This is a genomic window from Microbacterium sp. Se63.02b (genome assembly GCF_014171575.1).
Lineage (GTDB): Bacteria > Actinomycetota > Actinomycetes > Actinomycetales > Microbacteriaceae > Microbacterium.
On sequence record NZ_CP050453.1, the window covers coordinates 323,535 to 346,161 of the forward strand.

At 63.8% G+C, this 22,627-nt stretch carries 20 protein-coding genes and 1 pseudogene; 9 read left to right on the plus strand and 12 right to left on the minus strand.

The annotated features are described in order from the left end of the window. Positions 1–90 precede the first annotated feature (90 nt). From G4G29_RS01635 to G4G29_RS01645, 3 genes are all read left to right on the plus strand, one after another. Positions 91–2,823, plus strand: a complete 2,733-nt coding sequence (locus G4G29_RS01635) for a hypothetical protein (protein ID WP_183151617.1) — start codon at positions 91–93, stop codon at positions 2,821–2,823. A gap of 76 nt (positions 2,824–2,899) precedes the next feature. Further along, positions 2,900–3,217: a metalloregulator ArsR/SmtB family transcription factor gene (locus tag G4G29_RS01640; RefSeq protein WP_183151618.1), complete on the plus strand. Its 318-nt coding sequence runs from the start codon at positions 2,900–2,902 to the stop codon at positions 3,215–3,217. Further along, on the plus strand, positions 3,214–4,170 hold the full coding sequence (locus G4G29_RS01645) for an arsenate reductase ArsC (RefSeq protein WP_183151619.1): 957 nt from the start codon (positions 3,214–3,216) through the stop codon (positions 4,168–4,170). Before G4G29_RS01640 ends, G4G29_RS01645 begins: the two co-directional genes overlap by 4 nt. Here the strand turns inward: G4G29_RS01645 and G4G29_RS01650 are convergent. The 7 genes from G4G29_RS01650 to G4G29_RS01680 all read right to left on the minus strand — a co-directional run bounded on the left by G4G29_RS01650 (position 4,152) and on the right by G4G29_RS01680 (position 10,189). After that, the gene (locus G4G29_RS01650) at positions 4,152–4,628 is read right to left on the minus strand and encodes a winged helix-turn-helix domain-containing protein (protein ID WP_183151620.1); all 477 of its coding nucleotides are present in this window, start codon (positions 4,626–4,628) and stop codon (positions 4,152–4,154) included. The genes G4G29_RS01645 and G4G29_RS01650 overlap by 19 nt on opposite strands. Positions 4,629–4,834: 206 nt before the next feature. Then, complete coding sequence (gene pstB / locus G4G29_RS01655; protein ID WP_345941141.1) at positions 4,835–5,713, minus strand: phosphate ABC transporter ATP-binding protein PstB; 879 nt, start codon at positions 5,711–5,713, stop codon at positions 4,835–4,837. A 4-nt stretch (positions 5,714–5,717) separates the two neighbouring features. Then, positions 5,718–6,632 (minus strand): phosphate ABC transporter permease PstA, encoded by a 915-nt coding sequence (gene pstA / locus G4G29_RS01660; RefSeq protein ID WP_183151621.1) that lies wholly within the window; start codon positions 6,630–6,632, stop codon positions 5,718–5,720. Further along, positions 6,632–7,588: a phosphate ABC transporter permease subunit PstC gene (gene pstC / locus G4G29_RS01665; RefSeq protein ID WP_183151622.1), complete on the minus strand. Its 957-nt coding sequence runs from the start codon at positions 7,586–7,588 to the stop codon at positions 6,632–6,634. The genes pstA and pstC overlap by 1 nt, the downstream gene beginning before the upstream one ends. Positions 7,589–7,611: 23 nt before the next feature. Beyond that, positions 7,612–8,589, minus strand: a complete 978-nt coding sequence (locus G4G29_RS01670) for a PstS family phosphate ABC transporter substrate-binding protein (RefSeq protein ID WP_183151623.1) — start codon at positions 8,587–8,589, stop codon at positions 7,612–7,614. Between the two features lie 146 nt (positions 8,590–8,735). Continuing rightward, positions 8,736–9,911 carry an MFS transporter gene (locus tag G4G29_RS01675; protein WP_244632318.1) on the minus strand — a complete coding sequence of 392 codons (1,176 nt, stop codon included), beginning with the start codon at positions 9,909–9,911 and terminating at the stop codon, positions 8,736–8,738. Continuing rightward, positions 9,908–10,189, minus strand: a complete 282-nt coding sequence (locus tag G4G29_RS01680) for a metalloregulator ArsR/SmtB family transcription factor (protein ID WP_202045501.1) — start codon at positions 10,187–10,189, stop codon at positions 9,908–9,910. Before G4G29_RS01680 ends, G4G29_RS01675 begins: the two co-directional genes overlap by 4 nt. A gap of 143 nt (positions 10,190–10,332) precedes the next feature. Here G4G29_RS01680 and G4G29_RS01685 point away from each other — a divergent pair. Further along, positions 10,333–11,633: pseudogene (locus G4G29_RS01685) on the plus strand (NAD(P)-binding domain-containing protein). Between the two features lie 51 nt (positions 11,634–11,684). Here the strand turns inward: G4G29_RS01685 and G4G29_RS01690 are convergent. After that, positions 11,685–12,086, minus strand: a complete 402-nt coding sequence (locus G4G29_RS01690; protein WP_183151625.1) for a low molecular weight phosphatase family protein — start codon at positions 12,084–12,086, stop codon at positions 11,685–11,687. Positions 12,087–12,212: 126 nt separating this feature from the next. On the opposite strand from G4G29_RS01690, the gene trxB reads away from it, so the two are divergent. Genes trxB through G4G29_RS01715 form a run of 5 tightly spaced genes read left to right on the plus strand, consistent with a single transcriptional unit; the run spans position 12,213 to position 16,032 of the window. Then, positions 12,213–13,190: a thioredoxin-disulfide reductase gene (gene trxB / locus G4G29_RS01695; protein WP_183151626.1), complete on the plus strand. Its 978-nt coding sequence runs from the start codon at positions 12,213–12,215 to the stop codon at positions 13,188–13,190. Then, entirely contained in the window at positions 13,187–13,513 is a 327-nt protein-coding gene (gene trxA, locus G4G29_RS01700) for a thioredoxin (RefSeq protein WP_183151627.1), read from the plus strand. The genes trxB and trxA overlap by 4 nt, the downstream gene beginning before the upstream one ends. Next, positions 13,510–14,604 (plus strand): ACR3 family arsenite efflux transporter, encoded by a 1,095-nt coding sequence (gene arsB, locus G4G29_RS01705; protein WP_183151628.1) that lies wholly within the window; start codon positions 13,510–13,512, stop codon positions 14,602–14,604. The genes trxA and arsB overlap by 4 nt, the downstream gene beginning before the upstream one ends. Positions 14,605–14,606: 2 nt before the next feature. After that, positions 14,607–15,599 (plus strand): metalloregulator ArsR/SmtB family transcription factor, encoded by a 993-nt coding sequence (locus G4G29_RS01710; RefSeq protein WP_029264079.1) that lies wholly within the window; start codon positions 14,607–14,609, stop codon positions 15,597–15,599. 25 nt (positions 15,600–15,624) lie between these two features. After that, positions 15,625–16,032: an arsenate reductase ArsC gene (locus G4G29_RS01715; protein WP_183151629.1), complete on the plus strand. Its 408-nt coding sequence runs from the start codon at positions 15,625–15,627 to the stop codon at positions 16,030–16,032. A 185-nt stretch (positions 16,033–16,217) separates the two neighbouring features. Here G4G29_RS01715 and G4G29_RS01720 read toward each other — a convergent pair whose 3' ends face one another. From G4G29_RS01720 to G4G29_RS01735, 4 genes are read right to left on the minus strand one after another with little or no spacing between them, the layout of a single operon-like run. Then, positions 16,218–18,545: a zinc-ribbon domain-containing protein gene (locus tag G4G29_RS01720; protein ID WP_183151630.1), complete on the minus strand. Its 2,328-nt coding sequence runs from the start codon at positions 18,543–18,545 to the stop codon at positions 16,218–16,220. Beyond that, complete coding sequence (locus G4G29_RS01725) at positions 18,542–19,585, minus strand: TniB family NTP-binding protein (RefSeq protein WP_183151631.1); 1,044 nt, start codon at positions 19,583–19,585, stop codon at positions 18,542–18,544. Before G4G29_RS01725 ends, G4G29_RS01720 begins: the two co-directional genes overlap by 4 nt. Next, on the minus strand, positions 19,582–21,618 hold the full coding sequence (locus tag G4G29_RS01730; RefSeq protein WP_183151632.1) for a Mu transposase C-terminal domain-containing protein: 2,037 nt from the start codon (positions 21,616–21,618) through the stop codon (positions 19,582–19,584). Before G4G29_RS01730 ends, G4G29_RS01725 begins: the two co-directional genes overlap by 4 nt. Further along, entirely contained in the window at positions 21,608–22,435 is an 828-nt protein-coding gene (locus G4G29_RS01735) for a TnsA-like heteromeric transposase endonuclease subunit (protein ID WP_210274224.1), read from the minus strand. The genes G4G29_RS01730 and G4G29_RS01735 overlap by 11 nt, the downstream gene beginning before the upstream one ends. Positions 22,436–22,627 lie beyond the last annotated feature (192 nt).

Sequence of the window (22,627 nt, forward strand, 5' to 3'; positions counted from 1 at the left end):
GCTCGCCGGTTCAGCCGGATAGGCAGCAGCACTGGTACAGAATGTCTCTAATGCGCCTCATAGGCGTCGACGTTGACCCGGAGGGACTCTATGGGCCACTACAACCTCAACCGAATGGGCTGGCAGCAGTTCGAGCACATGCTCCAGGCGCTCGCGAAGGCTGAGCTGGGGAATGGCGTCAGACCGTTTGGATCAGGTCGCGACGCACAGCGCGACGCAACCTTCGACGGCCGAGTCGACTTCCCGATTGGCGCGGGCGCGAAGTGGGACGGTTACGGCGTCATTCAAATGAAGTACAACGAAAAGCCGGTCTCGACGACAGCTGACTGGCGGTGGTTTCTTGATGAGGTTCGCTCAGAGTTGCGTGGCTGGCTCGTAAAAAGGAGAGTCGGTGAGAAGACCCCGGAGTACCTGTTGTTCGCCACGAACGTCGTGCTGACCGGGACCAAAGGCGTTGGCGGTCGTGATCAGTTTGATGAGCTCCTCGCGGCCAACGCAGAAGACTTGGGTCTGCGTGGCTGGTACGTCTGGGACTACGACGAGATTCGCGTACTGCTCGACACCCATACCTCTATTCGGCAGCGGTACTTGGAGCAGATCGTTACCGGAGACTTTCTTGCGCAAGTCGCCGAGCTGCTCCCCGAGAAGACGGCGCTGGAGGTAGATCGCCTTGCTGGGCACGCAGTTGCCGAGCTGATCAACAGGCAATGGGTTCGAACGGGCGATGCGGGGTACAACGATGCGTCGAAGGTGCGGCTCGCGGACATCGCTATTGATCTGCCGTTCACTGCCGGGGCGACCGCGGGCGGGGAGGGCCAGCGGCGGATGATGACTGCGGCAGAGACGGTGCAGATCGGTGACCTCCCCTTGTCGACCGTCGCCGGGCGGGGACCCCGTGGAGTGGTCATCGTCGGGGGCCCAGGCCAGGGCAAGAGCACGATCGCCCAGGTGATCGCCCACACGTATCGTGTCGCCTTCCTCGCCGACACGAATATCGGGGCTTACGGCGAGAGAGCACAATCCGCCTTCGATGGCCTCAACTCACGGCTCAGAAAGGCTGGTATCCCGAACCCGCAGAAACGTCGATGGCCGTTTGTGATCGAGCTGGCGAAGGCGGGGGCCGCGATCGCATCCTCCCCGTCGACGTTTTCGTTGCTGACCTACATCGCAGACTCCATCCTGATTCGGGGGAAAAAGTCAGACCCAGGTGCGCTGCTGGATTGGTTTCGCACCTGGCCGTCATGCCTCGTGCTCGACGGCCTTGATGAGGTGCCTGACGCGAAGATCCGCAGCCGGCTAATCGAGGCGGTCACAGCGCTGGTGAGCGAGCTCAGCTCTGAAAAGGCGGACGTGCTCTTCGTCGCCACAACACGTCCACAGGGATATCGACGGGAGTTCGACGATGCGTTTCCCTGCACGCAGATCGCCCTGTCGGAACTCACCGAAACGGAAGCGATCAGCTACTCGGAAGCACTCACCGCGTTGCGGGCAGTCGACGATCCGGACCTCGCCGAGCAGGTTGCACAAAGGCTCATCACGGCGGTCCACGAACGAGTCACGCAACGACTGATGACAACTCCCTTGCAGGTGACGATCATGACTGCTCTCGCCGAAGAAGCAGTCGATCTGCCGACCGATCGATTCGAGTTGTTCGATCGGTACTATCGCGTCGTCTACGACCGGGAACTGGCGAAAAGTGAAGCGTTCACGGAGCTCAAGTCGCTGCGTCCGCACATCGATCATCTTCACGAGCAGGCTGGGCTCAAGTTGCAGGCGCGTACTGAGAGACCAGGGAACTCGGATGCCATCCTCACGAAGTCCGAGATCTCCCGCATCCTTCGCCGTCGGCTCAGCTCGGCTGGATTTGAGGAGAGCGAATCGGAGTCGATCGCGACGACCCTTCTGAAGCTTTCGACGGAGCGACTGGTCATGCTCGTCTCTCCGAAGGCATCGAAGTACGAGTTCGAAGTTCGATCGTTGCAGGAGTACATGGCGGCACGCGCGATCACCGATGGCGACGAACAGGTTGTCTTGCAGAACCTACGCGAACTCGTGCCATCGAGTCACTGGCGCAACACGTGGCTGCTCGCGGCGGGCCGTCTGCTGAAGCGTCGCGAGCACCTCATCGATGACCTCATCGACATCGTCGTTCAGTACGACACCCAATGTGCCGAGTCACCGATTACCGCCCTCGGCGCGAGCCTCGCCGGCGACCTCTACCTCGACAACTTCGGGATCGAGTTCCCGGCGACACGACGCAAACTCCTCAGCGCTGCTGTGAGCCAGTTCGCAGATCTCGCCGATGGCATGCCGGCCAACGTTGCCAGTCTTCTGGCCACTGGTTTGGAGCAAGGCGGTCGCGAGCAAGCCCTCGTTCTTGAGGCACTGCACGAGCTCAGCCGCGAGAATCAATCGAATCTCGCCACCCGCGCATTGAGCGACAATAGCGCGGGTATGTCTCATCTTGCTAAGCAGGCACGAACGACGTTGACCGAGGGACGGAAATACATAAGGCCCGAACCCGGACCGATTCACGCCGACGCGGCGATCCTCGCACATGCACTAGCCCGGGCCTCCAGCCCGGCGGCGGAGGTCCTACTCCTTGTGGAGCAACTGCAGACACCTGGTGCTGTCTGGCGAGGACGTTCCCTCGGAGTCTCGGTCGACATGCTGATCGCTCTCGACCGAAACGCCGCTCGTCCCGCCCTCGCAGTTGCCGCGAAGAGCTTGTCTCAAAGCAGCCCGGCAAGCGCGGCTCTCAGCATAGAGCTCCTCCGTTTGCACGCCGCATCGAAGCTTCGCGGCGACATGTTTGCGAAGTAGTCACGCCCCAGTCCCGCACGTTTCGAGCACCGGCACGTCTGAGGGGCTCGCAAGGTTCGGCAACTAGAATCCTCGCATGACCGCTCAGCCCGCACCGAAGCCTCGGGTCGGAGCTGCGCTCAATCGTGGTGCTGCTGAGGAGCTGGCGCGGACGTTGAGGGCGGTCGCTGATCCGACTCGGTTGCAGATCTTGAGCATCATTCTGGGTTCGGCTGACGAGCGAGCGACAGTTGGCCAACTAGCGGAGGCGTTGGGGTTGCGTCAGCCGACAGTGACCCATCACGTCCGCATTCTGTTGGACGACGGATTCCTGGCACGCGAGCAGGACGGCAAGCTCGGCTGGCTCTCCGTGCACCCGACGCGCCGTAGCGCCGTCGAGGACTTCCTCCGATGAACGAGGAGCCGCCGCACCGAGTGGGGAGCCCCCTCGGGGAGCAGGCTGCCCGGGAACGGGCCGGTCAAGTGTCAGTTCTCGGCAACCCCGATACGCTCCGGGTTCTCAGTGCGCTTGCCTCCGGAATCAAGGCCACGGAGATAGCTGTTGTTCTGAACGCCGATCTATCGGTCGTCGAGCAGGCAATTCACTCGCTGGAGCTCGTTGATCTCATCCGTAGCGATGGCGATGTCTGGGTGCCGACAGCCGACGCCTGGGTCCGGTTCGGGAGATTGCTGTCGAGTGAGTCGATTGAGCCGACAACCCCCGAGGCTTCCGTCACGGCTCTGCCGCGCGCTGTGTCCACCATCGTTGACGACCTCTCGTACCGATTCAGCTCGACGTTCAGCCGCGAGACAGTGGCGGGTTATGTCGCTCAGAGTTACCTCCTTCTGAGCCAGCGGACGCGAGTGCGCGAGCACCTGTTGACTATGACCGCCCGGTACGCGGCCGACCGCCTGGATGCGCTGGCAACGAGTCAGGGTTTGGTTTTGCGTGATACTCCTGAGGTCCTGTTTGTGTGCGTGCAGAATGCGGGGAGGTCGCAGATGGCTGGAGCCTTACTCCGCCATCTGTCTGGCGGCCGGGTGCACGTGCGCACGGCTGGATCCTCACCGGCGGAGGGCGCACACCCTCGTGTTGCCGCGGCACTGGAGGAAGTGGGCGTGGAGCTCTGGGGCGAGTTCCCGAAACCGCTGACCGACGAAGTGGTGCGTGCCGCCGACTACGTCATCACGATGGGGTGTGGGGATGCGTGCCCCGTCTTCCCTGGGCGCCGTTACATGGAGTGGGATCTGCCGGATCCGTTGGAACTCGATGAAGACGGTCTTCGTGGCGTTAGAGACGACATTCGCGCCCGGGTGCTTCAGCTCCTGGTCGAGCTCAAAGTGGAGCCTCAGGACGCGAGTCGGTAGCCGGCCACTCGCACCGTCTCGATGAGGGCTTGTGCGGGGGCAAAAGTCGCCAGCCGGGCCCGCAGTTTTGTCATGGCGACGCGAACAGAAGCGTGCGGATCCTCGAGATCGGAGCCGAACGCGAGGGCGAGTGTGTCAATGCTCACGCTCTCCGGGTACGCGCGCATGATCTGATGCAGAAGTTCGAATTCGCGCGGGGGAAGCAACAGCGCATGCTTCTGCCAGCGGAGGCTGCGGTGCGTGATGTCGAGGGTCAGTTCCCCGAATCGGAGGGTGCGGTCAAGCGGGCCTGTCCGTGGGTGGAGGCGCGCCAATTCACGCAATCGGTCGGGGGTGATGGGGAGGCGGATGGTGCCACGCATTCCTGCTCGCATCGCAGCTTCGATCATCGACGTCTCCGTGTCTTCGCTCACCCCGAAGAAGATCGGTCCTCCGCACACCGGCTCGGCGATCTGCACGATGGCCGCGAGCCGGTCGACCGACTCCCCGCCGGCGAGGACGAGCGAGGCCTCGTAGTCGTGGGCCAAGTCTGCCAGCGCATCGACGATCTCAGCGTGCACCGTTATCGGGACGCCTGCATGTCTGAACTCGGCGAAGCTCCCACGAAGGATCTCCGAACTGCGCCCGTGCAGAACGAACCGCGGATCACCACCAGACAGGGAGGTCATCCGAATCGTCCGCTGATGTAGTCCTCCGTGCGCTGGTCCTGCGGCTGCTCGAAGATGTTCTTGGTGAGGTCGTATTCCACCAGGACTCCTGTGCGGTCTCCGGTGGTCTCGTCGGCCAGGGCGGTGAAGAATGCCGTGCGGTCGGCGACTCGTGCAGCCTGCTGCATGTTGTGGGTGACGATGATGATTGTGTAGTCCTGGCGCAGCTCGTGCATGAGGTCTTCGATCCGCGAGGTGGCGATGGGATCGAGGGCCGAGCACGGCTCATCCATCAGGATCACGTCGGGCTGCACCGCGATGGTGCGCGCGATGCATAGGCGCTGCTGCTGGCCGCCGGAGAGTCCGAACGCGGACTGCTTGAGCTTGTCTTTCACCTCGCCCCAGAGTGCTGAGCGTGTGAGTGCCTCCTCGACGAGGTCGTCCATGTTGTCGACCTTCATCCCTGTGACGCGAGGGCCGTAGGCGATGTTGTCGTAGATCGACTTCGGGAACGGGTTCGGCTTTTGGAAGACCATCCCGATGCGTCGTCGGACCTCGATGGGGTCGACGCCCTTCGCGTAGATGTCTTCCTCTTGAAAGATGACGTTTCCTTCGACGCGGGCACCGTCGACGAGGTCGTTCATGCGGTTCAGGGAGCGCAGGAGCGTGGATTTGCCGCAACCGGAGGGGCCGATGAGCGCGGTGATCTCGTTGCGTCCGAACTCGAGGTTGACGCCTGTGACGGCCCGGAAGTCCCCGTAGTACACATTGACGTCTTCGCAACGGATGAGTCCGCTGGGGGTTTCGGCAACCCGCCGTGAGTCTGCGGCCTGGAAGTGGGTGTGTGCCGCCGTCGGCGCCGCTGCGCTCGTCGAGGTGCTCGTGGAGGTGCTCATGGGTTTACCACCGTTTCTGGAACTTGTTGCGGATGAAGATGGCGAGGGCGTTCATCAGGATGAGAACGGCGAGCAGGAGGAGGCTTGTGGCGCCGGCGAGCTCGTGGAATCCCTCCTGCGGGCGCCCGGTCCAGTTGAAAATCTGGATGGGGAGCGTGGTGTAGCCGCTGAGCAGACCGTTCGGATCGAACGTGATGTAGACGAGTGCACCGAGGACGAGCAGTGGGGCTGCTTCGCCGAGAGCTCGGGACAGCGCGAGGATCGAGCCTGTCGCGATACCGGGGACCGACGCGGGAAGCACCTGCCTCCACGTCGTCTGCCATTGGGTGGCCCCCAGCGCGAGCGAGCCGTCGCGGATCTCCCGGGGTACGGCGCGCAGCGCCTCCCTGGTGGCGATGATGATGACCGGGAGGATGAGGAGCGTCAGCGCGAATGCTCCACCGATGACGATGTTCTTGTTGGTGACTCCGAGCATCGACAGGAAGGCGAGAGCGAGGAGACCGTAGACGATTGAGGGGACAGCGGCAAGGTTCTGGACGTTGAGCTCGACGAACCGGTTGAACCAGCGCTTCCGGTCGGCGAACTCCTCGAGGTGCACGGCAGCGGCGATTCCGAGGGGGAGGGTCATCACGGCGGTGGCACCAATTGCCCAGACCGATCCGAGGATGGCTGGACGAGCTCCGGCTTCCTCCGGGTCTGCGGAGGGGAAGTTCGTCACCAGGTTCCAGGTGAGCTTGTTCTGCCCGGTGATGAAGATCGTGATCAGCAGAGTGACGAGCACAGCGAACGCGACGAAGAGCGACAGCCACAGAAGTACGAGGAAGATCAGCGCAGTGGGACGCAGTTCGCCGTTTCGGCCGGTATTCAGCGGCCGGGTCGCGTTAAGCACACGGGACTCGGGAATGGCGGGCGCGGACATCAGTAGGCCTCCCGGAATCGGCGAACGAAGCGGATGCTGATGAAGTTGATGAGCAGCGTGATGAGGAACAACAGCAATCCGACAGCGAAGAGAGTGTTGTACTCGAGGCTTCCGACGCGGGAGTCCCCGAGAGCGGCGTTCGCGATGAAGCCGGTCATCGTCTGCCCCTGCTGCAGCGGATTGCTCACGAGCTGCGCCTGACTACCCGCAGCGATTGCGACAATCATCGTTTCTCCGACTGCTCGGGAGATTCCGAGAACGACGGCGGCGACGATGCCAGACAGCGCGGCCGGAAAGACCACGCGGAGAGTGGTCTGCATCCGGTTTGCGCCAAGAGCGGCACTTCCCTGACGGAGCGCGCTGGGGACAGCAGACATCGCGTCCTCGGCGATGGATGCGATGGTCGGGATGATCATGACTCCCATGACGAGGCCGGCGGCGAGAACGCTGAACGCCCCGGTGGGGAGCTGCAGCCAATCGCGGAGGACGGTGCCCTGAACGAACTGGAGCGCGAAGAACCCGTAGACCACAGTCGGGATACCCGCGAGGATCTCCAGCAGGGGCTTAAGTACCTTCCGCACTCGCGGTTTCGCATACTCCGCGAGGAGGATCGCCGCACCGAGGCCGAAAGGAACGGCAACGAGGAGCGCGATGACCGTGGTCCACAGGGTGGCGGTGACCAGGGGGAGGACGCCGAAGGAGGCGTCCGCGAATCGTGGGGCCCAGCGTGTCCCGAAGAGGAACTCGAACGGTGAGACCTCTGCGAAGAAGCTCAGGGACGGGACCAGGAGCGCGATGACGATGCCCACGGTCGTGATGACCGTGATGGCTGCGGCAAGGCGCAGGCAGAGTTTGATGAGGAACTCACCGGGCCGGCGGCGGCCTGCGAAAGAGGAGGAGGGGGCGGGGGCCCGGCCGGTAGCCGGGCCCCCGGGCCGCTCAGTGACGGTGGTCATGGGTGGCGTCCTGAGCGACGGGTTCAGCCGAGGGACGCGAGCTCGTCCGAGGCAGTGGTGACCTGCTCCTCGGTGAGCGGCACGAACAGGGCGCGCTCGGCGATGTCGAGCGAGTTGGCAACGTAGAAGTCGACGAACGCCTTCACCGGCTCCTTGTCGACGTACGAGGCGTTGTTCACGTAGATGAACAGGGGGCGCCCGAGCGGAGTGTAGGTGCCGTCCTGGACGGTCTCGGTGCTCGGCATGACGCCGTCGACCGCGACAGCCTTGATGACGCCCTCGTTCTCTTCGACGTAGCTGAGCCCGAGGAACCCGATGGCACCGACGTCACCTGCGACCCCCTGGATGGTGATGTTGTCGTCTTCCGAAGGGCTGTAGTCGGTGCGAATCGCGCCCTCCTCACCGTTGATGGCGTCGGTGAAGTAGTCGAACGTTCCCGAGTCGGTGCCTGCACCGAACAGCGTGATCGCCTGGTCGGGGAAGCTCGAGTCCACCTGGTTCCAGTTCGTGATCTCGCCCTCGGCCTCGGGACCCCAGATCTTGTTCAGCTGCTCGACCGTGAGGTCTTCAGCCCAGTCGTTCTCGGGATTGACGACGACGGACAGGCCGTCGTTGGCCGCGATGATCTCGGTGTACTCGATGCCGGCGGCCTCGCACTCGGCGGCTTCTTCGTCCTTGATGGCGCGGGAGGCGTTGGAGATGTCCGTCTCGCCCGCGCAGAAGGTCTTGAAGCCGCCACCGGTGCCCGAGGTGGCGACGGAGACGTTCACTCCGGACTCCTCATCGCGGAACAAGTCGGCTGCGGCTTCCGTGAGAGGGGCGACTGTCGACGACCCATCGGTGTTCACCGAACCGGTCAGTCCGCCCGATCCTTCACCGGAGCCGGCGGATTCGCCTGCGCTCGGCTGCCCACCACAGGCGCTCAGCGCAAGAACGCCGATGACCAATGCTGTGGAGGCGAAGATCTTTGCTGTGGTCTTTCGCACGATTGCTTCCTTCATCTCAGACTCGTGACAGGCGGCCGATAGACCGCCTCGAATAGATGGTGATCTATTCGACGTATTGATAGAAGGTCATCTATGTGAACGTGAGGTTAACGGACTCGGAAGAACTCCCGCGGGTCGCAGGCAATCGCTCGGTTGACCGCCTAGGAGAACCGAGCGAAGGCGAGCGAGATCGCCGCGAGCCCGACGGCGATGAGGGCCATGGCGGAGTACGAACCGGTGGCTACTGCGAGAAGCGGACCGAGTGCCGGGCCGAACGCCCCGACGAGCGTGATCGGAGCAGCGAAGATCCCGTTGATGGCGCCGTAGTTCTGGGTGCCCCAGCGATCCGCGACGGCGGAACCCTGGACAAGTGTCTGAGCGCCTCGCACGGCACCCGCAGCGATACCTATGGAGATCAGGAGCCACGGAGGCCCGGGAATCAGGGACAGCAAGGTGAGAGAGATGACGCTGAGGCCGGCGGTCACCGTGAGGGGAACCCATGGTGGGGCAGTGTGCGGGACGGCGACGTAGAGGAGTCGCCCGATCACCTGACCGGCGCCGAGGAGTCCGAGGGCCCACGCGGCGAGTTCATAGCTCATGCCCTTCTCGGTGAAGAGCGGGATGAGCGCGAGGGTCACGCTGAAGAGCGCAGCGGCGAGGGCGAACATGGAAAGCTCGAGCATCCAGAATCGTCGGGTGCGCACGACCGTGCTCACCGTGTGAACCTCTGCGGCGTCGTCGTGGCGAACGGGTGACCAGGTGCGCTCCAGGCTGAACCAGTGCAGCGGCGCGGTGGTGAGAAGCAGGAAGCCGGCGAGTATCAGGAACATGGTCCGCCAGTCGGTTATCCCCAGGAGTCCGGCGACAATCGGGGCGAAGATCGTCGATGCGAGCCCGCCGGCCAAGGTCAAGATCGTCATCGCCCCGCGGCGTCGAGCGCCGTACCGGCGAGCGATGACAGTGAACGCCGCTTGGTAGAGCACTGCCGATTGTGCGAGTCCCGCGATGACCCACCCCACGGTGAAGACTGCAAGGTTCGGTGCGAGAGCGACGAGCACGACGCCGAGCGGGCCGACGACGCTGCCAACAGTCATGATGAGGCGCGGCCCCCGCTCGTCGAGCCACTTTCCGACGAATACGCCGGCGACGGCGGAGGCGACCAGGCCCGACGAGAACGACAGCGTGACCAGGGCCACCGGCCACCCGGTGTCATCCGCGACCGCGGGAGAGGCGACGATCAGTGCATAGAACAGGATTCCCCAACTGATGACCTGCCCCGCCGACAGCGCGGCTAGCCGGCCGCCCAGGTGTGGCGGAGGGGCACTCGCTGAGGTCACACCGCGCGGAGAGAGTCGGCAGCGGCATCCATCGCGTCGCTGTTGAGAGCGAAGTACGCCCACTTGCCGCGCTGTTCACGCGTGACGAGGCCGGCGTCGGCGAGGAGCTTCATGTGGTGCGACACCGTGCCCTGCGAAAGCCCCACGGGCTCGGTCAGATCGCAAATGCACGCCTCACCGCCAGCCCCGGCGGCGATGAGAGACAGCAGCCTCACCCGCGTTGGATCGCCAAGCGCCTTGAACACGCGTGCAACCCGCTCGGCATCCGCGACGGTCATGGAGGGGGTGATTGGCGGGACGCAGCAGCTGGTCGATTCGATTGTCGTTGGCAAGCTCACCGGACTAGTCTGGCACGTATTGACAATCTTCGATAGATAGACGACAGTCTTCATATTGAAGTTTTTCGATTTGAGGAGATGTGATGTCTGAGCTTCCTGTCGTCGTCATCGGAGCAGGGCCGCAGGGCCTCGCCGCAGCGGCGCATTTGGTCGAGCGCGACGAGAATGTCCTCGTCGTCGAGCGCGGGCACGGCCCTGCAGCTGCAGTCTCCGAGTGGGGACACGTGCGCTTGTTCTCGGCGTGGCCAGAACTTACGGACGCCGCGGCGCGCCGCCTGCTCGAGCCCACGGGGTGGAGCGCACCCGCCTCGGGGTATCCGACCGGCGCGCAGTGGGTCAGCGACTACCTGACGCCACTCGCGGATGTCCTGGGCGACCGGATCCGCTACGCGACGACCGTCACCGGAGTCGCCCGCCAGGGCCGCGACAAAGTCGTCGACGCAGGCCGCCGGAGCCAGCCGTTCGTCGTCCACACCGTCGATGCCGCGGGCAACGAATCCCGCCTCCTCGCCCGCGCGGTCATCGATGCCAGCGGCACCTGGGGCCTCCCGAATCCCGCTGGGGCGGATGGGTTCCCGGCCCTCGGCGAAGCCGCCGCGTCCGATCTGATTTCGTACCGCATCCCTTCCGATGTGTCGGACCTCGCCGGTTCGCACGTCGTAGTGGTCGGTGCGGGGCACTCAGCCACGCATGCCGTGCTGCGTCTGAGTGAGTTGGCCCGCCGGTCGCCGGGAACGCGCGTGACGTGGCTGCTACGCCGAGGAGCGCCGCCAACGTCTTCGGCGGCGGAATCGGGGACGAGCTGCCGGAGCGTGCCGCGCTTGGTTCCCGCGCCCGCAAGGTGATCGACGAGGGGGTCGTCGACCTCGTGACAGGCTTCCGCGTCGCCGAGTTCCAGCACGGAGGCGATGGTCTGACACTCGTCGCCGAAGATGGGCGCGAGGTGACGAATGTCGGGCGCGTATTCGCACTCACGGGCTTCCGCCCTGACACCGGGATGCTGCGAGAGCTCAGGATCGACCTCGATCCCACTCTCGAGGCGGTCGCAGGCATTGCCTCCGAGATTGACCCGAACATCCACTCCTGCGGGTCGGTGTCGGCGACGGGAGCGAGAGAACTGGCGCAGCCGGAGCAAGGGTTCTTCATCGTCGGAGTGAAGTCCTACGGGCGAGCCCCAACGTTCCTCGCGTTGACTGGCTTCGAGCAGGTCCGTAGTGTCGCAGCTCACCTCGCTGGCGACCACGAGGCGGCCGCACGCAACGAACTCTCTCTCCCTGACACTGGTGTGTGCGGTGGATCCGGTGCCTTCGATGACAATGTAGGTAGCTGCTGCGCAGCTCCCCAGACCCTGCAGATCGGCGCGCGGCCTGTCACTGTCGGCTGATTGCAACTCATGAGGGGTGGGGCTCCCGAACCGAGCCCCACCTCTCAGCACTTAGCTGACGAGCCGAGCCGCCAAACCACGCACCTTCGCGTCGATGGCGTCGCGGAGTTCGCGGACGCCGTCGGCCTCCCAGTTCGAGGGATCCGGAAATGACCACTCGACCAGCTCTCCGCGCACCGCGCCCGGCAGCGGGAGGCCCGGTTTCATCAAGACCACGACATCGGACGCGTTGAGATCATCCACTGTCACGGCCCGAGGCCTCGCCGCTGACGTGTCGATTCCGAGCTCGTGCAGCGATGCGGCGACGGCCGGGTTGATCGTCTCGGCTGGAGTGATTCCCGCACTCGTCGCGACAAGTCGCCCATCGCCGATGTGTCCGAGAAGATGAGCGCCCAGTTGGGAGCGCCCCGCATTGTGCTTGCATATGAACAGAACCGTCTTGGGGTGGGTCATCTGTGGTCCTCTGATCTCTTGACTGTCTCGAATGCTCCACCTGCATGATCTGTTCGCCAGGTGAAGAGCAAGTGAACTCCGGCAATAACAGTTGCATTCGGTATCGACAGATGTCAATATAGACACATGTCGATTCAAGAGGTTGAGCTGGTCATCATCGGGTCCGGGCCTGCGGGCTACACCGCCGCGGTCTACGCCGCGCGTGCAGGCCTTGCTCCTGTGGTCCTCGCCGGTTCTGTGACGGCGGGCGGCGCGCTGATGACCACGACCGAGGTCGAGAACTTCCCCGGTTTCGTCGACGGCGTGCAGGGGCCCGACCTGATGGAGTCGATGCGCGCTCAGGCTGAGCGCTTCGGTGCCCGAATCCTCCTTGACGACGCCGTCCGCGTCGACCTCGACGGGACCATCAAAACGGTCGAGACCGGAGCAGGGGAGACCTTCCTCGCCCGTGCCGTCATCCTCACAATGGGCTCTGCCTATCGCAAACTCGGCTTGCCGGACGAGGATCGACTCACCGGTCACGGCGTCTCCTGGTGCGCCACCTGTGACGGCTTCTTCTTCCGTGAGCAGGAGATCGTCGTCGTCGGCGGCGGAGACTCCGCGATGGAAGAAGCACTGTTCCTCACCCGCTTCGCGTCGAAGGTCACCGTCGTGCACCGCCGCGACGAGTTCCGGGCCTCGAAGATCATGGCGCAGCGCGTGCTCGACCATCCCAAGATCGAGGTCGCCTGGAACAGCGAGGTCGCCGGCCTCGTGGGCGCCGAGAAGGTCGAAGCCGTAACGCTCCGCGATACCGTCACAGGTGCCGAGCGGACGATCTCGGCCACGGGAGTCTTCGTCGCCATCGGCCATGACCCGCGCTCCGAGATCGTCACCGGCCTCGTAGACACGGATGCTGACGGCTATGTGCTCGTCGAGCACCCCTCCACCCGCACGAACCTCGCGGGAGTCTTCGCCGCGGGCGACCTGGTCGACCACACCTACCGTCAGGCGATCACCGCCGCAGGCACCGGATGCGCCGCAGCACAAGACGCCCAGCACTACCTCGCGGCGCTGGACGAGACCGCATCGGTACCGACCGAGACCGAGGAGGTCTTCGCATGAGCGCGCCCATCACCGTCACCGATGCCACCTTCCAGGCCGAGGTCATCGACTCCGAGATCCCCGTCGTCGTCGACATCTGGGCCACCTGGTGCGGGCCGTGCAAGCAGGTCGCACCCCTCTTGGATCAGCTCGCCGCCGAGTACGACGGCCGTGTGAAGATCGTCAAGCTCGACGCCGACCAGAACCCTGAGACGGTGACCGCAGTCGGTGTCACGTCCATTCCCACCCTCGGGTTCTACACGGGAGGCGCGCGCGTCGACACACTCATCGGCGCCCACCCGAAGCCCATCATCGCCACGAAGATGGAGGCTCTCCTCGCATGAGCACCGCCACCGCACCTACCACCGTCCCGACCACCACGCGCCGTCTGTCGACCCTCGACCGGTGGTTGCCGCTCTGGATCGGTCTCGCCATGGTCGGCGGCATCGTCATCGGCCGCTTCATCCCCGGCGTCTCCGGTCTCCTGGCCGATCTTGAGGTCGGTGGAATCTCGATTCCCATCGCCCTCGGCTTGCTGGTGATGATGTACCCGGTTCTCGCTAAGGTCCGTTACGACAAGGTCGCCGCGGTCACCGGAGACAAGAAGCTGCTCATCTCCTCCCTGGTGCTCAACTGGCTCGTCGGACCGGCGCTCATGTTCGTTCTTGCGTGGGCCCTCCTCCCGGACCTGCCTGAGTATCGAACCGGGCTCATCATCGTCGGTCTTGCCCGCTGCATCGCCATGGTCGTCATCTGGAATGACCTCGCCTGTGGCGACCGCGAGGCTGCGGCAGTGCTCGTCGCCATCAATTCGGTGTTCCAGGTCTTCGCCTTCTCGCTGCTCGGCTGGTTCTACCTGACGGTTCTGCCCGGCTGGCTCGGCCTCGACTCCCAAGGCCTGGAGATCTCGGTCTGGCAGATCGCGCTCAACGTGCTGATCTTCCTCGGCATACCCCTCGTCGCCGGATTCGCCTCCCGCTTCATCGGGGAGCGCACGAAGGGACGCGACTGGTACGAAGACCGCTACCTCCCGAAGATCGGCCCCTGGGCCCTCTACGGTCTCCTCTTCACCATCGTGCTGTTGTTCGCGCTCCAGGGCGAACAGGTCACGAGCCGCCCCTGGGACGTCGCTCGGATCGCCCTCCCACTGCTGGCGTACTTCGGGATCATGTGGTTTATCGGCCTCTTCACCGGCAAGGCACTGGGTCTCGGATACGCACGCTCGTCGACGCTGGCATTCACCGCAGCGGGCAACAACTTCGAGCTCGCCATCGCCGTCGCCATCGGCACATTCGGCGCGACATCCGGCCAGGCCCTCGCCGGAGTCGTCGGCCCGCTCATCGAAGTCCCTGTTCTCGTCGGACTGGTCTATGTCTCTCTCTGGGCAGCCCGACGCTGGTTCCACACCGATCCATTCACCGCTGAAAGGATGTAGACATGAACGCCGTGCTGACCACCCAGGGCGACACCTGCAGTCCTGTCGCCAGCCACGCCATAGGCGTCGATGCGGCCACCTCGGTCGCCTCTACTCTGAAGGCGCTGTCGGATCCGCTCCGTCTTCGAATGCTGTCTGCCATCGCATCCGACCCTCGAGGGGAGTCGTGCGTCTGCGATCTCGCCGAGCTCGCCGAGGTTTCCCAGCCGACGGTCTCTCATCATCTGAAGGTGCTCAAGGACGTCGATGTCCTCACCTCGGAGCGGCGTGGAACCTGGGTCTGGTATCGGATCAACCCGAACCTGCGCAGCGCCGTCACGGCCCTGCTGGAATCCTTCGCGCCCGCGACGCTCGCACCGTGGAGTGTCTCTGACGGCCGCGATGAGCCGCGGCCCGACTTCGACGCGCGGGTGACCCATCTCGCAGATGAACTCGCAGCAGAAGTCCCCGAGCTCGACCCCAATGTCGTGCTCACCATCGTCCGCGAGTCCTACACCGCCCTCGCCCGCACCGCGCGAGTCACCTCAGCACTCGTGCCACTGACCGAACGCTTCGCACGTCAGCGACTCGCCGACCTCACACGGGACCGCGACTCTGCTGTGCCCCAGGTGCTCTTCGTCTGTGTCGCCAACGCGGGGCGTTCGCAGCTCGCCGCCGCGCTCGTCAACAAGATGGCGGGCGGCAAGGTCGTGGCTCGCTCGGCAGGATCGGCTCCTGCCGACGTCATCCATCCTCACGTCCGGTCGATTCTCGCCGAGATCGAAGGTGACGCTGCCGTCGAGCGCTTTCCGAAGCCGCTCACCGATGATGCCGTCCGTGCGGCGGACGTCGTCATCACGATGGGCTGCGGAGATGTCTGCCCGATCATCCCCGGCGTCCGTTACGACGACTGGGCAGTCGGCGATCCTGCTCTCGCATCGCGTGACGGTGTCGAAGCCATCCGTGACGACATCGCCGGCCGCGTGCGCGCGCTCGTCGAAGACCTTCTCCCTTGACCAACCCCTCGCACCAGGAGCAACCATGACTGACACGACCACCAAGCCCTCCGTTCTCTTCGTCTGCGTCCACAACGCCGGACGCTCGCAGATGGCCGCCGGATTCCTCCGCGACATCGCCGGCGACCGCATTGAGGTCCGCTCCGCCGGCTCCATGCCCGCCGACCAGATCAACTCGACTGCCGTCGAAGCGATGAATGAACTCGGGATCGACATCACCGCCGAGCAGCCCAAGATCCTGACGACCGAGGCCGTGCAGGCATCCGATGTCGTCATCACGATGGGATGCGGTGACGCCTGCCCGTTCTTCCCCGGCAAGCGCTACGAGGACTGGAAGCTCGACGACCCGGCCGGCCAGGGCATCGACGCCGTGCGTCCCATCCGTGACGACATCAAGGCGCGAATCGAGCAGCTGGTGAGCGAACTCGTCTAACGAGGGGAATGTGCTCGCCGATCCGGGATGCTTTCGTCAGTGATCGAATCGGGAGCTCGAGTCTCTCGATCACTCCCGATTCGCTCGTGTCAGCGTCAGCGCCAAACAGAGAGCTAGCGCTGGATGCGAGGAGGACTCAGCGCCACGAGTAAAACCCCAGACGAGGTTCGCATCGGGTCCTGTTACTACTTGCGACATTCGGGGCAGTGGGCGTGAGGTCTGCGGGTTCTGGTCTGAATCTTGGACGGCCACGAATATCCGCACGCACAGATCCACATGACTTTTCGACCCGACCCGACGGTGACCTCGGTAGGAGAGAGGGCGTTCGCTGGGTCCCATTGCTTGGCGAGGTCGGGGCGCAGAGTCGCAAGGTCGTTCTCGCCAGGGATGGGCAGCTTTCCTGCGCAGTAGGGGCAGCCGTGGCCGCACGTCCGATTCTTGACTGTCGCCGGCCACGAGTGGTTGCGGTGGCAGATCCATGACACTTTCACGTGGGAGGAGACTGTGACCTGATTCGGTGAGCAGTCGTTGCTGGGGTCCCATTGTGCGGCGATATCCGGTCGGCGTGTCGCGAGGTCAGTGGCTCCCGGGATGGCGACCCGTCCGGAGCATGAGGGGCACCCGGAGCCTGCGTGTCGGTTGGCGACTGTCGCTGGCCACGTGTGATTCTCAGCGCAGCGCCACTGGGCTTCATAGGAGCTACTAACGGTCACTTCGGAGGGTGTTCGGTCGTTCGCCCCCGCTTCATGGTCCCACTCCGAAGCCAGACGAGGGTCGAGGGTTCCCAAGTCGTTGAATCCCGCGAGGACGACCCGATTCGCGCACACGGGGCATCCCGTCTTGTCCGTCGTGCGACCCCAGACGGGAAGCTCCCACGTGTGGCTCAGCGCGCAACGCCATACCGCAGGGTAATCCGAACCCGCGGTGACCTCTCGCGGAGTCTTGGAGTTCGAGGGGTCCCACTGGCCGGCGAGTCGAGGGTGGGTGGTGGCCAGGTCATTGAAACCGGCGAGGGTGCGTTGATTTGAACAGTACGGGCACCCGTATCCCGAGCAACGGTCGCCGACGGCCGCGTCCCAGCTGTGGTCGCAGGGGCCGCGCCACCAGACGACACGGTCCGATCCGGGGGTGACTGTCTCCGGAGTGATGGAGCTGTCGTTGCGTTCGCAATCCCACTCTGCTGCAAGGCCCGGGTGAAGTGTGGCTAAGTCTGTTTCACCCGGTATCGCCCGGCTACCGCTGCAGTAGGGGCAGCTGGTTTCTTGCGTGGTGCGGGAACGCACCTGGGCGGGCCAGGTGTGCTCTCGAGCAGTACACCTCCAGTTGATTCTCCGGGCAGAGGTGACGCTGACGTGATGGGGGTCCCCGCGGTTGGCTCCTGAGGTGGTGTCCCATTCCGCGGCGATGTCTGGCCGCAGGGTGCCAAGGTCGGTGTGTCCAGGCCAGAAGTCCATGCCGATGCAGTACGAGCAGTTTGTCTCGGCAAAGCCTCGCACGTGGGGGCTTGCTTCCCAGGAGTGCCCCTCCTCGCACAACCACCAGGCTTTGTGGGAGACATCTACTCCCGACCAGGGGTCGCGGGTGGGCGGGTTGCGATCCCAGTCCCATTCGGAGATGGCTTTCGGGTGGCGGAGGATCCACAGCGGGTAGTTGGCGGTGGTGTCGAGGATGCGGGGGACGTCGACAGTGTCGAGGGCAGCTTCCAGGGGGCGGAACTTCGTGGGGATGGTGTGGCGGCGGAGGGGGCGGAGCCAGAGAATCACCCGTTCGACGAGGACGTCGCTGTTGGTGAAGCCCAACGTTGCCTTGATGTCGAGCCGTAGATCTGCCGCCGACTGAGTGCGCCATCGTGCGCAGTGCGAATGATTGGACAAGATCTGCAGAACGCGCACCGTCGCGCGGTACAGATGTGCGCGGCGATCGATCTCGCGTACCGCGCTCATCAAAGACGGACTCTGCCCGGTCTCTGCGTTCTGGGCGGAGAGCGTGTCGTTGTCGCGCACCATGGCCCACACCTGACCGTGCATTTGCGTGGTGACCTGACCAGTAGCGACGAGTCGACGGAAGGAGAGTTCCGCGTTCCGAAGAGAGGGATCGAAGGGAACGATCACCTGGGTATCGGTTTCGGTTCCGGGACCGAACCACACCATCTGCCCCGGGTGTCGGAGACAGAAGTTCTCCCGATCGTGGGGAATCTGCTCGATCGTCTCCCCGGCACTGCATAGGCGGCACAGGAAGCGCTGCGGGTAGGCCCGTGTGGAGTCCGGTTGCGCTAGACGTTTCATGCGGAGGTAATGACCGGCTGGGCGCCCCGCCGTCGCCTCGACCGTCCGAGCGGCCGCTTCGTCGTCGATCCAGACGCGGTGGATGTTCGGTTGCGCTCGGTTGGTCAGTGCCCTCTCGGCGAAGTCGAACGGCACTCCTGCGGCGCGGCATTGCCGCTGCGCGTAGGAGCGTGGCGTCTCAAGATGATGCCACTTGGGTCGTTTCGCCCACGCCTGCGTGCTGATCATGCGGCGTCAACCAAGTCGTCCAGGGTGACGTTGTGTTTGTTGAGCGTGGTGCGCCGGAGAGTATCGAGAACCCCGAAGAGTCGCTGGCGGGTTACGGTCTCAGAGGTGCGCGATTCGTCTCGCAAGATGGACGCGACGAGGCGGTCCACAATCATCGCGAGTACGGCGAGCTGCCCGTCGGCGGCGTGGACTAGCGTGCCGGCGTTGCGGGTGAGAAGGCCGTGGGAGTGCCCGCATAGTGGTAGGAAGCTGTCGAAGGTGGCGACCCATTTGATCCATTGTTCGAAGTCCTCTTTGACGTCCGGGTCGATCTTGTCGAGTGTGACGAAGTCGCAGCGTGCGCTGACTTGCAGGCCGTCGCCCGTCTTGAATGCTTGGTCGAGACTGATTCCAACCAGGACGACGGTCGCACAGGACTCGTTCTGGAGGGCTTTGATGACACTGGAGGGTTCAGTCCCGCCGAGCTTGTGCGCTTCGTCGATCAAGAGCAGCTTCGTGCCGTGACGGTGGAGGGCTTCGACGGCAAGCTTCCGCAGCCTGTCGGTGGCGATTTGTTTGGGGAGAACGATGGTGGGGGCGAGAAACTCCACGATCTGGGCAAGGAGAGCTTTCCCGGTCGAGTGTTCGGTCATCTCCACCCAGACGACCGGTGCGTCTCCGTCTCTGAGGTAGTCGGGGTGTTGGGCTGCGTGTCTGCGTTCTACGGATCGAGCCAACAGGAGAGCGAGCTCTGTCTTGCCGGAGAACATCGGCGCGGATATCATCAGCCCGCGCCGCGAGTTCTTTAGCCGAGGGTTGATCCGGATGAGGTCCTCCAGAATGCGAGCGCAGACCGCTTGCTCGCGTGTCTTCACCCTCAGTGTCAGTCGGAGAAAGTCTTCGCGAGCTTGGTCGTATAGTTCTCGTGCTTCACTGTCCAGATTTGTGTACTGCCGGAAGGTGATCTTCGGCGGGGATGCGGGCTCGGCGTCGAATGCTTCTCGAAGCCCTGCAAGGCTGGTCTTGCGGTCATGGCGGAGGACGAGCGGGGTGATCTTCATGAATCAAGCTCCTCTGCTTGCGCGAGATGTATGTCGGGGGATGTCCAATCGATGCTGGTGATGTCGACGGGTTTGGCCCATTGCCGTAGTGGGATCGGTGTCGTTGTCGAGGGGCCTGGTTCACGTTGCGCTTCGACCTTGAGGCGCTGTTGCTCTCGTTTGTGCTGGGTACGTTTCCGTTTGTCTCCTCGTTCGCGACTTTCGACGTGGTCGATCCACTCGCGGCGGCGGTCGGGATCGTCGATTGCGGCGTCGGGGTATCGGGCAAGGAGTTTCATGTCGATCTCGGCGACCATCGGTGCTGTCTTCTCCCGCAGAGCGATGTCCCAGCACTCGATCCACACACCGGTTTCTGGGTGACGCACCCAGACGGCATTGGCGTTGTAGGGGTCGAAGCTCACTGGGAATTTCCTGGCTTTCGCGGATCCCGGTTCAGCGCCCGTGAGGGAGCGATTGCGGAGATCTTCCAGGTGGGGTGAGTCGTAGCGGCGATTGTGGAGTTCGATCCCTGCACGACCGATCATGCGCCGTTCCGTGGGCAAGAGCGCGAGGTACTCCTCAACTCCGAAAGGCACCGGGACGCCGGGTCCTACAGCGAACAGTTCGGTGTACATCTGATTCGGGGTGAAGATGCGCCCTGGGGAGCTCGTCGACTTCAAGCCACGGTGAGGCCTGTTCAGGTAGATGTTCGTTATCCAGCTGTCGAGGATGAGGCGAAGCGAATCCAGGGTGAGGGTGGGGTCGTCTTTGGCGGCCCGATGGGCGACGGAGTTCCCCACGAAACCGGCCAGCCATGCGGCGAAGTCTGTCGAGAGGGTGCCGAAGTTGCGCTCTACGTGTGGCTTTACCGTCGGCGTTCTGGAGGGGGCAAGTTCCCTGTGGATTCCGTACGCACTGCAGGCATCTCTGAACGTGCGGGACCGAAAATCTGCTCCGCCGTCGATAGTGATCGATCGCGGGAAGATCCACGGGAGGGCCAGAGAATCGTCGGTGAGGTAGGGGTTCACCTGCTTCATCAGGTCAGAAGGCAACGTGGCTGATCCCGCGAGGGTGGCTGCTCCCGAACCAGGTACGGCTTTGCGCCCGATGACAGCCCGGGCGAGCAGGAGTGCATGGTCGAATCCGCCAGGGCTGTCCGCGTGAATCGCCCAAGCGAGCGGTACCCGGCTTGCGACATCGAGAAGCACGGTGAGCGTCGGCCGGAACTCACTGTTCTCATCCCAGACGAGAACGTCGAGTTTCGTTGAATCGATCTCGCATCGCTCCCCAAGTTGATAGGCAGCCCCGGAGTAGTACTGACGCTTGGGGCTGTTATCGGTGTTTCGCCGGGTGGTCGCTTTGTCGAAGCTGTAACGGCCGGCCGCCCGCTCGTTGATGTAACCCTGGAGGGTGCGAGCCTTGATCTCGCATAGAGGATCGCCCGGGTAAGTGGTCTCGAGCTCTCGCCTCACCAAGACAGCGCACCGGCGTTTGCTGCTCGTCGACTTGTCCGTTTGGCGATCGAGGAATCGATCGATGATCGTCACCAGCCGTGCATCTGCCCGGCTGATGGAGAGTCGCTGCTCGCCCTTGCGATGCATGCGGGCATTCAGCCCGGCTGCACCGTCTTGCTGGTACGTCTTCCACAGGAGGTGAAAGGTGCTGCGCGCTCGCCCAAGTGACGTGCCTTTTAGCTCGAGCAGCTTCGCGTCAACGCGTGCGTTCTGAGTTGTCAGCGCAGGGTCGTATTGTGCCCGAGAAGCGGAGGCCAACGGATCCATCGGCCTGCCCGTGAACGCCTCAAGGAGATGGGCTTCCATATCGCATACGTCGGTCGGCCATGCATCCCCGTCCGGTCGAAGAGATACGCTGCGATCCCGTTGGGCTGTTCCGGCCTGGAGCAGGAACTCGTCTACGGACATGATCAGGTGTCGATCGGGCGCGTGTTCAGAGCGGAGCTTCACCTCCAGGCCAGGAATGATGTGGACCCAGACCCAGCTCTCGCCGTCAATCTCGAAAGAGTCTCCGAGCTTCAGTTTGCGTTCATCGGACACTGATCGCGTCCGTTCTCTCCCGATGTGCGGTAGTCAGTAGCGTGTTGCTATTGAATACGGACGACAAGTCGAGCGCGAGAAGTCTGCGCCAGGCGAGGTTGTCAACCCATGCGCACGCTAGAAGCGGGCAATCTGGAGACGCCAGCTCACACAACTCCCGGCGTGTTTTGCCCTGAGTAGCTGCGTCGAGGATCTTGTCCTCGATGTCCGCCGACGGCCTGCAACGGTCATGACGCGACGCCGACAACCATTCGACCACGCGAGTCGCATGGACGCTGTGACCGGCGAGCACCTCGTAGTGCCAGCCGAGCGTTGCCGACAGCCGTGCGGTTTCATCGAACTGCAGTTGCACGGACTCGTCGATGCGTTCCTTCGGCTTCACATCTCGGACGGCGTAGGAGCCGTCCGACATCTGCAACAAGAAATCCGGCACGTGCCAATGACCGGCCATCGGTGAGCGGACGCCGAACACCACGCCAAACGGCTGCGACCACACCCTTTCGACCTGTCCGGCAAAATCGAGCCACATCAACTCGTCGCGCTCGAACTGAGACTCACACCACACGTGGCTGCGGGTGCGACTCCAGAAGTACTCAGATCCTGTGAAGAAGTGGCTGGCGCCCTTCGATACTCGAACCTTCATGGGGTCGATGACAGACCAATCCAAACGGCCGAGACTTCGGTCGACCGGTGCGAACGAGGTGTTGTTCGCATAGCCAGTCTCCGAACGATGATCACGCGGCACCCAGTGCAGCTCCGACTCTTTCGAGAACCGTCGACGAGCGATCATCCGTGCGATCTCAGCTGGCTTCATCATCACTCCCGGAGGGAGGCGGAGTGCCGGTAGGCACATCTTCGTCGCCTGCGCCCAGGATCAGCCCGGTCGGCTTCGACGGGCTTCCGACACACCGGCGCGGACCGGATATCGTTCGATCTGATCTCGAGTGGCCCGACGTGAAGCGAGAACCGCATCGTTGGTCGCCCGATGTCACTCGGGACTCCACCGGCT